The 7,506-nt window shown below is 71.4% G+C and carries 9 protein-coding genes; 6 read left to right on the top strand and 3 right to left on the bottom strand.

The features are described from left to right. Positions 1-47: 47 nt before the first annotated feature. Positions 48-785: a SigE family RNA polymerase sigma factor gene (locus AOJ26_RS32420; protein ID WP_053851937.1), complete on the bottom strand. Its 738-nt coding sequence runs from the start codon at positions 783-785 to the stop codon at positions 48-50. A gap of 230 nt (positions 786-1,015) precedes the next feature. Between AOJ26_RS32420 and afsQ1 the strand changes: the two genes are divergently transcribed. The 5 genes from afsQ1 (at position 1,016) to AOJ26_RS32395 (ending at position 4,859) form a co-directional block, all read left to right on the top strand. Beyond that, positions 1,016-1,693: a two-component system response regulator AfsQ1 gene (gene afsQ1 / locus AOJ26_RS32415; RefSeq protein ID WP_053851936.1), complete on the top strand. Its 678-nt coding sequence runs from the start codon at positions 1,016-1,018 to the stop codon at positions 1,691-1,693. Next, positions 1,690-3,267: a sensor histidine kinase gene (locus AOJ26_RS32410; RefSeq protein ID WP_053851935.1), complete on the top strand. Its 1,578-nt coding sequence runs from the start codon at positions 1,690-1,692 to the stop codon at positions 3,265-3,267. Before afsQ1 ends, AOJ26_RS32410 begins: the two co-directional genes overlap by 4 nt. Further along, on the top strand, positions 3,267-3,920 hold the full coding sequence (locus AOJ26_RS32405; RefSeq protein ID WP_078960117.1) for a hypothetical protein: 654 nt from the start codon (positions 3,267-3,269) through the stop codon (positions 3,918-3,920). The genes AOJ26_RS32410 and AOJ26_RS32405 overlap by 1 nt, the downstream gene beginning before the upstream one ends. Before the next feature lie 93 nt (positions 3,921-4,013). Then, entirely contained in the window at positions 4,014-4,565 is a 552-nt protein-coding gene (locus AOJ26_RS32400) for a VanZ family protein (protein WP_053851934.1), read from the top strand. Between the two features lie 93 nt (positions 4,566-4,658). Continuing rightward, the gene (locus AOJ26_RS32395; RefSeq protein WP_020141249.1) at positions 4,659-4,859 is read left to right on the top strand and encodes a PspC domain-containing protein; all 201 of its coding nucleotides are present in this window, start codon (positions 4,659-4,661) and stop codon (positions 4,857-4,859) included. An 83-nt stretch (positions 4,860-4,942) separates the two neighbouring features. Here AOJ26_RS32395 and AOJ26_RS32390 read toward each other — a convergent pair whose 3' ends face one another. Then, positions 4,943-5,299, bottom strand: a complete 357-nt coding sequence (locus AOJ26_RS32390; protein WP_053851933.1) for a hypothetical protein — start codon at positions 5,297-5,299, stop codon at positions 4,943-4,945. 137 nt (positions 5,300-5,436) lie between these two features. After that, complete coding sequence (locus tag AOJ26_RS32385; protein WP_053851932.1) at positions 5,437-6,600, bottom strand: adenosine deaminase; 1,164 nt, start codon at positions 6,598-6,600, stop codon at positions 5,437-5,439. Between the two features lie 113 nt (positions 6,601-6,713). On the opposite strand from AOJ26_RS32385, the gene AOJ26_RS32380 reads away from it, so the two are divergent. After that, positions 6,714-7,469, top strand: a complete 756-nt coding sequence (locus AOJ26_RS32380; RefSeq protein ID WP_053851931.1) for a dienelactone hydrolase family protein — start codon at positions 6,714-6,716, stop codon at positions 7,467-7,469. Positions 7,470-7,506: the final 37 nt, after the last annotated feature.

The raw sequence follows: 7,506 nt of genomic DNA, 5'->3' as shown, positions 1-7,506 counted from the left end.
CCCAGCCGGTACCCGTGGTCCCCCGTTCCCTTGCTTTCCCCCCACCCTCAGGCGACGAGCTCCCCGAAGGCGTTCTCCTCGTCACGGCCGAAGCTGAGGACCTCGTCCTCGCGCAGGCGGCGCAGGGAGCGCCAGATGCTGGACTTCACCGTGCCGACACTGATGTCGAGGATCTCCGCGATCTCCGGGTCGGTGCGGCCCTCGTAGTAACGCAGGACCAGCATCGTGCGCTGGAGTTCGGGGAGCCGGGCGAGCGCCTGCCACAGGACCGCGCGCAGCTCGGTGCCGCGCATCGCGTCCGTGTCGCCGGGCGTCTCCGGCAGTTCCTCGGTCGGGTATTCGTTCAGCTTGCGGCGGCGCCACGCGCTGATGTGCAGGTTGGTCATGGTGCGGCGGAGGTAGCCCCCGACCGCGGCCTTGTCGCTGATCCGGTCCCACGCCCGGTACGTCGAGAACAGCGCGCTCTGCAGCAGGTCCTCGGCCTCGAAGCGGTCACCGGTCAGGTGGTAGGCGGTGGCGTACAGGGAGGCGCGGCGCTCCTGGACGTAGGCGGTGAACTCCGCCTCCGACAGCGAACGACGCTCCCCCGTGTCCTCCCTGTACGACGATCCCCCGTGCGTTTCCCCCGTGATGGTGTCAACCACCGACATGTACGCGGTGTGCTGACGCCCGGTGCCGCGAGCGCACCCCCGCCCGCTCACGGCACCGGACTTCTCGGAACCCCGGGTCACGTCGTGCAGCCGCGTGACCACTGCGCTGGTGCTGATGCTGTGCAGCGTGTTCATCTCGCGCCCCCCGTCGTGGACTTCCGGTGTTCGGTCTGCTCGGGCGGTGCTGCCTTGCCCGTGCCGAAAAGCTTGCCTCCGCACCTTCATGGCCGTGTCCGCCGACTGTCACAGACCTGTCACAGGGCCCGGTCCCAGGAATTGCACAGCGGACCCACGGACGAGTGCCGTACGGACTGCCGTGTCCCCACAGGTCGAACCGCACCCCCTCCATGGGCCAGAATGAGCCCGTGCCTTCCCTGTTGCTGATCGAGGACGACGACGCCATCCGTACGGCCCTGGAACTGTCTCTGACGCGCCAGGGCCACCGGGTCGCCACCGCTGCCACCGGTGAGGACGGCCTCAAACTGCTCCGTGAGCAGCGGCCGGACCTGATCGTGCTGGACGTGATGCTGCCCGGCATCGACGGGTTCGAGGTGTGCCGGCGCATCCGGCGTACCGACCAGTTGCCGATCATCCTGCTGACCGCGCGCAACGACGACATCGACGTGGTGGTCGGCCTGGAGTCCGGTGCCGACGACTACGTCGTCAAGCCGGTGCAGGGCCGGGTCCTCGACGCCCGGATCCGGGCCGTGCTGCGGCGCGGGGAACGGGAGTCGAACGACTCGGCGTCCTTCGGCTCGCTCGTCATCGACCGCGCGGCCATGACCGTGACGAAGAACGGCGAGGACCTCCAGCTCACCCCGACCGAGCTCAGGCTGCTCCTGGAGCTGAGCCGGCGGCCGGGCCAGGCGCTGTCCCGCCAGCAGCTGCTGCGGCTGGTGTGGGAGCACGACTACCTCGGTGACTCGCGCCTGGTGGACGCCTGTGTGCAGCGGCTGCGCGCCAAGGTCGAGGACGTGCCGTCGTCCCCGACGCTGATCCGTACCGTGCGGGGTGTGGGCTACCGGCTGGACACGCCTCAGTGACCGAAGCGCAAGGGGGGCTCCGCGGCTGGTTCGCGGCTCGCAAGGGTGTGTGGTCACGGCTGCGTTTCACCAGCCTGCGGCTGCGTCTCGTCGTCGTCTTCGGCCTGGTGGCGCTGACCGCCGCCGTGTCCGCGTCCGGCATCGCCTACTGGCTCAACCGCGAGGCGGTGCTCACCCGCGCCCAGGACGCGGTGCTGCGGGACTTCCAGCAGGAGATGCAGAACCGCGCCGGCGCCCTGCCCGAGAACCCCACGCAGGACGAACTCCAGCAGGCAGCGGGCCAGATGGCCGGCAGCAGCCAGCGCTTCAGCGTGCTGCTCGTGGCCTCCGACGCCAAGGGCCGCACGATGTACGGCAATTCGGGCGCCCTGGACGGCTTCACCCTCCAGGACGTGCCCGTGTCGCTGCGCGAGGCGGTGAACGAGAAGCAGGAGGTCGACTCCGCCAACAAGTCCGCCTACCACCTGTACTGGCAGCGGACCGTCGACCACGACACCCCGTATCTGGTCGCCGGCACCCGCGTGATCGGCGGCGGCCCCACCGGGTACATGCTCAAATCCCTGGAGCCCGAGGCCAAGGACCTCAACTCCCTGGCCTGGTCGCTGGGGATCGCTACCGGGCTCGCCCTGATCGGCTCCGCGCTGCTCGCCCAGGCCGCCGCGACGACCGTACTGAAGCCGGTGCACCGGCTGGGGGTCGCCGCCCGGCGGCTCGGCGAAGGCCGTCTTGACACCCGGCTCAGGGTGTCGGGCACCGACGAACTCGCGGACCTGTCACGGACGTTCAACTACGCGGCCGAGGCGCTGGAGAAGCGCGTCGAGGACATGGCCGCCCGTGACGACGCCTCCCGGCGGTTCGTGGCGGACATGAGCCACGAACTGCGGACCCCGCTCACCGCGATCACCGCCGTCACCGAGATCCTGGAGGAGGAGCTGGAGGCCGAGTCCGGTTCGATGGACCCGATGATCGAGCCGGCCGTGCGGCTGGTGGTCAGCGAGACCCGCCGGCTCAACGACCTGGTCGAGAACCTGATGGAGGTCACCCGCTTCGACGCGGGCACCGCCCGGCTGGTCCTCGACGACGTGGACGTGGCCGACCAGATCACCGCGTGCATCGACGCGCGGGCGTGGCTGGACGCGGTGGAGCTGGACGCCGAGCGCGGCATCCACGCCCGCCTCGACCCGCGGCGCCTCGACGTGATCCTCGCCAACCTGATCGGCAACGCCCTCAAGCACGGCGGCTCCCCGGTGCGGGTGGCGGTGCGCGCCGCGGACGACGAGGTGGTCATCGGGGTCCGCGACCACGGCCCCGGCATCCCCGAGGACGTCCTGCCCCATGTCTTCGACCGCTTCTACAAGGCCAGCGCCTCCCGCCCCCGCTCCGAGGGCAGCGGCCTCGGCCTGTCCATCGCGCTGGAGAACGCCCACATCCACGGCGGCGGGATCACCGCGGCGAACTCACCCGACGGGGGTGCCGTCTTCACCCTGCGGCTGCCCCGGGACGCCTCGGCGCTGGCGGAACAGCTCACGGAGGCCAAGAAGGACGACGACGGGGCGAAGAAGGGGGAGGCGTGATGCACCGGGACGGACGACGCGCGCGCAGGGCCCGCATGTCGCGCGCCGGGCGGAGGGCGCGACGGCTGCTGCCGCTCCCCCTGCTCGGTCTGCTGGCCGCCGGGTGCGGGATCCGGCCCACCGAGGTGCCCACCGACTTCGGCCCGGCGCCCTCCCGGGTGCTGTGTTCGCTCTCCGAGCCGGACGCCTCGCAGCAGGCCTCGCACGGTCTCGCCGTGCAGGTGTTCCTGCTGTGCGGGTCGTCGCTGGTGGCGGTCGACCGCAGCCTCAGGGTCCCGGACGGGACCGCCGACTCCGAGCGGCGGGTGCTGGTCGCGCAGGGGCTCCTCGACCAGCTCACCGAGACGCCGTCGACGGCCGAGCGCGAGGCCGGCTACCAGACGTACGTGCGCGGCGGCACGACCGTCAGCGGTCCGCGTCCCGGGGACCCCGAGGACACGCTCCGGCTGAGCACCCCGCCCACCGAGCTCTCCGCCTACGCCCTCGCCCAGGTCGTGTGCACCTTCTCCGACTCGGCCGCGGCCGAGGGCGACGGCTCCGTCATCCTCGGCGGCCCCTCGACCGCACCGCTGCGCCGCTACGACTGCACGGACGAGGTGCGCTCCCAGCCGGGCAGCCACCGGCCGCCGTCGACCGAGGTGACCGGCGGCTGAAACGGGGGCGTCCACCGCGTGTGGCGCAGGCCTCACCCAGGTACCTCGGGGGGTTCCGGAACCGATCGTGCCGAGCGGGGCGTCTAGGGGATCGTGCAGCGTCAAGGCTTCGTCGGCGGCAATGCCGCCCTTCGCGTCCGTGTGGCAGGAGGTGCCCTCCTGGTCGCACACCTCGCGTTCGTCGCCTGGCTGACGCTGCGTCCGCTGGACGTGCCCTGGGTCGTCCCCGCCAACCTGCACCCCTTCGCCGGTATCCGCGCCGACCTCGCCCTCGGCGGGCGGGAGGCCGCCCGCCGGATCGGAGAAGGGCTCGCGCTCCTGGCCCCGCTCGGCTTACTGCTCCCGATGGTGCACGGCCGCCTGTGGGCCTCCCCGCTCGGCTCCCTCATCCGCACCTGTGCCGCGGGCGCGCTGATCTCCCTCGCTATAGAGCTGCTCCAGACCGGCGTCCCCGGCCAGGTCGTCGACATCGACTCCCTGTTCCTGAACACCGCGGGCGTCGCGCTCGTCCACCTCGCGGTCGTGCCGGCGGTGCGCCACTCGCTCCGCCGCAGGACCGAACGCCGAGGGCGGACGGCCGTCCGCCAGGAGGAGCCGGCTCAGGGTCGGACCCCGACGATTCCCAGGGTCGGGATCGCACCGTAGAGCGACGCTGTGTGCCGTTCGTCTCCGTAGCGTTGAAGACAGCTGGAAAGGGTCACTCGGACCCGGACCGTCGACGCTCACGAAGGAGCCGCAATGTCCCGCCTCGCCCGTCCCACCAACGGCCGCATGATCGGCGGAGTGTGTGCCGCGCTGGCACGGCGCTTCGGCACCTCCGCGACCACGATGCGCGTGATCTTCCTGGTGTCCTGTCTGCTGCCGGGCCCGCAGTTCCTGCTCTACATCGCACTGTGGATCCTGTTCCCCTCGGAGGAGAAGGCGCAGACCGCCTGGTGACACCCCGGTGCACGTACGCCGGTGGGGCGCACCCCGTGATCTCGGGGTGCGCCCCACCGGCGCGTTGCGGGAAGCGGCGGGTCTCAGCCGAGCGGCAGGCCGTTCAGGCCGGTGCCGCTGCCGGGCAGGACCTGGCCGATCGGCAGGCCCCCGAGGAGACCGGCGACGGGGCCGGTCGGGCCGTCGGCGAGGACCTTCTCGACGGCGGGCTGCGCGGCCGAGAGGCCGGTGCCCACCGCCGGCTGGGCCTGCGCCAGCGCCTCACCGGCGCCCGGCAGCGCCTTGGTGACGTTCTCGGTGGGGAGCCCCTGGGAGACGGAGCCGAGCGCCTGGCTCGCGTCCGGCATCGCCGGCGCGGCGTTCGCGGCACCCGCGCCGGCGGCGGCGAAGGCGGCACCAAGGGCGGCGACACCGAGGGTCTTGGCAGCAGACTGCTTCATGAAATGCGTCCTCGAAATGGGTTTACGGGATGTCAGCGGTCCACGACCGTAAACATGGGAACCCGCCCGCCGCAAACATCGAAATGCGGACGGATTGTGAACACCCGCCCGCACTCCGTACCCGAGGTTTTCCCCGGTCAGCCCTCTTCGTCCACAGAACCGCTGGTGGAGGCGGTCTGCTGGAACAGCCATTCGGACTTCAGCTCGGCATATCCGGGCTTGATGACGTCATTGATCATCGCGAGTCGTTCATCGAAAGGAATGAACGCTGATTTCATCGCATTGACGGAGAACCACTGCATGTCGTCGAGCGAATAACCGAACGCGTCGACAAGGTGCTCGAATTCCCGGCTCATGCTGGTGCCGGACATCAGCCGGTTGTCGGTGTTCACGGTGGCCCGGAAGTGCAGGCGCCGCAGCAGCCCGATCGGGTGCTCGGCGTACGAGGAGGCGGCCCCGGTCTGGAGGTTGGAACTGGGGCACAGCTCCAGCGGGATCCGCTTGTCCCGGACGTAGGAGGCGAGCCGGCCGAGCTTGACCGTGCCGTCCTCGTGGACCTGGATGTCGTCGATGATGCGCACGCCGTGGCCGAGCCGGTCGGCACCGCACCACTGGAGGGCCTGCCAGATGGACGGCAGTCCGAAGGCCTCGCCGGCGTGGATGGTGAAGTGGTTGTTCTCGCGCTTCAGGTACTCGAAGGCGTCGAGGTGCCGGGTGGGCGGGTAGCCGGCCTCCGCGCCCGCGATGTCGAACCCGACGACGCCCAGGTCGCGGTAGCGGTTGGCGAGTTCCGCGATCTCCAGGGCGCGGGCCGCGTGCCGCATGGCGGTGAGCAGGGCGCCGACGCGGATGCGGCGGCCGGCCGCCCTGGCCCGGCGCTCGCCTTCCCGGAAGCCCTCGTTGACGGCCTCGACGACCTCTTCGAGGGTCAGCCCCTTCTCCAGGTGCTGCTCGGGGGCGTACCGCACCTCGGCGTAGACGACACCGTCCTCGGCGAGGTCCTCGGCGCACTCGGCGGCCACCCGCACCAGCGCCTCACGGGTCTGCATGACGCCGACCGTGTGCGAGAAGGTCTCCAAGTACCGTTCCAGCGAGCCGGAGTCGGCGGCCTCCCGGAACCAGACGCCCAGCCGGTCCGCGTCGTCCTCGGGAAGCGCGGAGTACCCGGTCTGACGGGCGAGGTCGACGACCGTGCCGGGGCGCAGCCCGCCGTCGAGGTGATCGTGCAGCAGAACCTTGGGGGCCCGGCGGATCTGGTCCGGGCTCGGGGAGTTCCTCATCCGGTCAGTCTGGCTCGTCATCCTGGCACTGTAACTCCTACGCGCGTAGAGCGCGCGCTGTACGAATCGGCCGATACGTAACGGTGACCGCCCCGCCCCGTGTCGTACACCCCGGCTTCTGACACTGTTCTGTCATGGCACAGCAAGCGACGCCGGTGCGCAGCGCCCGACTGGGCAGGACCCTCGGCCGGGAGCCGGCGGCGGTGAGCGGAGTGGTGCTGCTCCTTCCGGGCGGCGACGAGACCTCTCTGCGCAGGCCCGCCTCGATGCGACTGCCCTCCGCGGTACGGGCGTTGGGACGACGGCTCGCCCGCGCGGGGCACGCCGAGGGGCTCGCGGCCCATCTGGTGCACTACCGCTACCGCGGGTGGAACGGCGGCGAGGCGCATCTCGCGCACGACGCGACCTGGGCCGCCGACGAGGTCGTACGGCGTTACGGCGACGTCCCCGTGTCCCTGGTCGGCGTGGGCATGGGCGGACGGGCGGCCCTGCGCGCGGGCGGGCACGAGGCCGTCAACTCCGTGGTGGCCGTTGCCCCTTGGCTGCCCGAGGAGGACGTGGCGGCCGCCCCCGAGCCGGTCAGGCAGCTCGTGGGGCGCCGGGTGCTCATCGTGCACGGGACCAACGACCAGCGGGTCGACCCCGAGTTGTCGTTCCGGCTCGCGACCCGGGCGAAGAAGGCGAACCGGGAGGTGTGCCGGTTCGAGGTGCACGCCGACGGGCACGCACTGCACCAGTACCGGGCCGAAGTACAGGCGCTGGCCGAGGACTTCGTGCTGGGGGCGCTGTTCGGGCGGGTGCTGTCCCGGCCGGTCCAGGACGCGCTGGCCGCGCCTCCGCCGCTGGGGCTGCGGATGCCGCTCGCCTCCGGGTTCGGGCGGCGGAGGTAGCGGGCAGCGGGTCCTGCCCCTTCGCGACAGCAGGAAC

The sequence above is a fragment of the Streptomyces sp. NRRL B-24085 genome, from assembly GCF_001282115.1.
Taxonomy (GTDB): Bacteria; Actinomycetota; Actinomycetes; order Streptomycetales; family Streptomycetaceae; genus Streptomyces.
Note: the sequence above shows the minus strand (reverse complement) of the source record. Positions and strands in the feature narration are given on the sequence as shown.

What these genes read in the sequence shown, in the direction of transcription:
- AOJ26_RS32420 (WP_053851937.1), bottom strand. Translation starts at nt 785, where the DNA reads ATGAACACGCTGCACAGCATCAGCACCAGCGCAGTGGTCACGCGGCTG.
- AOJ26_RS32405 (WP_078960117.1), top strand. Translation starts at nt 3,267, where the DNA reads ATGCACCGGGACGGACGACGCGCGCGCAGGGCCCGCATGTCGCGCGCC.
- AOJ26_RS32395 (WP_020141249.1), top strand. Translation starts at nt 4,659, where the DNA reads ATGTCCCGCCTCGCCCGTCCCACCAACGGCCGCATGATCGGCGGAGTG.
- AOJ26_RS32390 (WP_053851933.1), bottom strand. Translation starts at nt 5,299, where the DNA reads ATGAAGCAGTCTGCTGCCAAGACCCTCGGTGTCGCCGCCCTTGGTGCC.
- AOJ26_RS32385 (WP_053851932.1), bottom strand. Translation starts at nt 6,600, where the DNA reads ATGACGAGCCAGACTGACCGGATGAGGAACTCCCCGAGCCCGGACCAG.
- AOJ26_RS32380 (WP_053851931.1), top strand. Translation starts at nt 6,714, where the DNA reads ATGGCACAGCAAGCGACGCCGGTGCGCAGCGCCCGACTGGGCAGGACC.